This window comes from Megasphaera sp. MJR8396C (assembly GCF_001546855.1).
GTDB lineage: Bacteria > Bacillota > Negativicutes > Veillonellales > Megasphaeraceae > Megasphaera.
Map to the genome: position 1 here is coordinate 10,623 of NZ_KQ958212.1, position 1,715 is coordinate 12,337.

Genomic DNA, 1,715 nt, shown 5'->3' on the forward strand with positions numbered 1-1,715 from the left:
CACCCCGTGAGGGTGCGTGGATTGAAACGACAGCGACATGGGGCTTGACCTACTGGGAAGATGTCGCACCCCGTGAGGGTGCGTGGATTGAAACCAGTTTCCGTAAAATCCGGCAGCTGAAGTGATTCGTCGCACCCCGTGAGGGTGCGTGGCTTTGAACCAGTGCGCCCACACTGCCGTTATAGCTACAAACGTTGCACCCCTTTGGGCGCGTGGTTTGGGACTTGGTGCCGAGGGAGGGACTTGAACCTTCACTGTGAGTGCGTAGCGTGAAACGACATACTAAAAACAGAATGGACGAGAGCGAGAAAAACTCACTCACGTCCATTCTGTTTTGTTGCAATGATTAGAATAGCTCACTGTGACTCCCGGTTCGGGTCAAGGTTAATATCAGGATATCCTCTTCTACCTTGTAGATCAGCAGCCAATCAGGCAAAATGTGGCACTCACGGAAGTCGGCATAGTTGCCGGATAAGGCATGGTCACGATACTTCTCTGGGAGTGGTTGCTCTTGGACGAGATAGTCAAGCACTTCCTGCAACAGCTCCGGTGTATGCCCGGGTTGCTTTAACACGCGCTTGTAATCCTTTCGGAACTGTTTGCGGAAGCGGATTTTAAGCATTTAGTGCCTCCATGGCATCTTTAACCGAATCATAGGTTTTGCTGAGATTGCGATGATGATTTACGTCGTCAATGGCTCTCAGGGTCTCAAGTTCATTGGGGGAAATGCGAAGGTCGAAGGGAATGCCGCCATAGCGGACGACCGTGCGCAGGAACATATTGATTGCCGTAGATGTCGGGATACCTAAATCAGCAAAAATCGTTTCTGCCTGACGCTTCAAATCGGCGTCGACACGGAGATTTAATGTTTTTGTTTCAGCCATGTGAATCAGCTCCTTTCACAACCATTATAAAGATAGATGAGGAAAATGTAAAGTAATTAACGTTACGTTGTAGTGATGATAGTGGTGAAAACTATTTTCCTTATTTATGTTTGTTGGGGGAAGGCTTTTCTGCCTTTTGAGGTTGATTGTATAAAAATGTCGCCTAAATAAAAAAAGTCCCCTAAATAAAATAGTCCCCGGATCCGGCACATTTCCTATAACGGGACGGCTTACTACCAGGGACGCTATTAACGATGCTGCTGTATTATATGGATTTAAAAGGGAAATGTCAATACACAGGGATGGAATCGTTAACAGCTTTATAGATGGAGGAAGGAAAGTTATTTATGCCATTATGGTTTGAAATGGTGATATAATAAAAGTAAAGAATGTAAAACGTCCTTTTGTTGTCGCACCTTTGTGGGTGCGTGGATTGAAGATATTTCATCTACTTCAAATTCTTCGATGGGTAAGTCATACCCTTGTGGGTGCGTGGATTGAAACGTCTATGATTACGATATTTGCGTAGACGATAAGAGTCGCACCCCTTTGCGGGTGTGTGGATTGAAACGACGGCGTGCCTACCAGCGGCAGTAATAATCCTGGTCGCACCCTTTGCGGGGTGCGTGGATTGAAACTGGGGAATAATTAACAGCTCGTATGTAATCGTAGGTCACACCCTTTGCGGGATGCGTGGATTGAAACCTGTACGTTAATCATTTCGGTCCCTCACCACATGTCGCACCCTTCGTGGGTGCGTGGATTGAAACTGTCGCCATCGTGTCCTCCTACTTCAAAAAAGAGTCGCACCCTTCATGGGTGCGTGGATTG

General features: G+C 46.9%; 2 protein-coding genes. Both read right to left on the bottom strand.

Translation table 11 applies throughout. The features are described 5' to 3' along the window. Positions 1-346: 346 nt before the first annotated feature. Positions 347-622 carry a type II toxin-antitoxin system YafQ family toxin gene (locus HMPREF3201_RS11190; RefSeq protein ID WP_062413142.1) on the bottom strand — a complete coding sequence of 92 codons (276 nt, stop codon included), beginning with the start codon at positions 620-622 and terminating at the stop codon, positions 347-349. Then, positions 615-884 carry a type II toxin-antitoxin system RelB/DinJ family antitoxin gene (locus HMPREF3201_RS11195; protein WP_062413143.1) on the bottom strand — a complete coding sequence of 90 codons (270 nt, stop codon included), beginning with the start codon at positions 882-884 and terminating at the stop codon, positions 615-617. Before HMPREF3201_RS11195 ends, HMPREF3201_RS11190 begins: the two co-directional genes overlap by 8 nt. Between the last annotated feature and the right edge of the window lie 831 nt (positions 885-1,715).